The organism is Methylobacterium variabile (assembly GCF_001043975.1).
Taxonomy (GTDB): Bacteria; Pseudomonadota; Alphaproteobacteria; order Rhizobiales; family Beijerinckiaceae; genus Methylobacterium; species Methylobacterium variabile.
The window spans coordinates 1-609 of the sequence record NZ_LABY01000436.1 but is presented as its reverse complement, the minus strand read 5'-3'; the positions used below and the strand labels follow the sequence as shown (position 1 = coordinate 609).

Here is a 609-nt window from a genome sequence, read left to right as displayed (position 1 = left end):
CTGCCTCGCCGCCGGCTTCGTCGCCGGCGTTCCCGCCCCCGCCCAGGCCCAGCTCAACCTGCGCATCGGTCCCGGCGGCTCCTTCCAGCCGATGCCGATCGCGGTGGCGGATTTCTCGGGCGATCCGAACCTCGGCGCGACGCTGTCGGGCATCGTGACCAACAACCTGAAGCGCTCGGGCTACTTCACGCCGATCGAGAAGGCGCGCTTCCCCGAGAGCCCGAACTTCGACGCCGCGCCGAACTTCTCGGCGTGGAAGGAGGCCGGCGTGCAGGGCCTGGTCACCGGCCGCGTCACCCGCGACGGGTCGGGCCGGCTCAAGACCGAGTTCCGGCTCTGGGACGTGCTCTCCGGCCAGCAGATGATCGGCCAGCAATATGCCGGCGATGGCGCCAATGCGCGGCGCATGGGCCACCTGATCTCGGACGCGGTCTACACCAAGATCACCGGCATCGGCGGCTTCTTCGATACCCGCGTGGCCTTCGTCGACGAATCGGGCGCGAAGGAGAACCGGCGCAAGCGCCTCGCCATCATGGACCAGGACGGCGCCAATGTGCGCTACCTGACGAGCGGTGAGGCCGCCGTGGTGGCGCCGCGCTACTCGCCCTC

General features: G+C 70.0%; 1 pseudogene. It reads left to right on the top strand.

Annotation, left to right across the window (positions count from 1 at the left end):
* Positions 1-58 precede the first annotated feature (58 nt).
* Positions 59-609 (top strand): annotated as a pseudogene (tolB, locus tag VQ02_RS33720) (Tol-Pal system protein TolB); the annotation flags it as partial.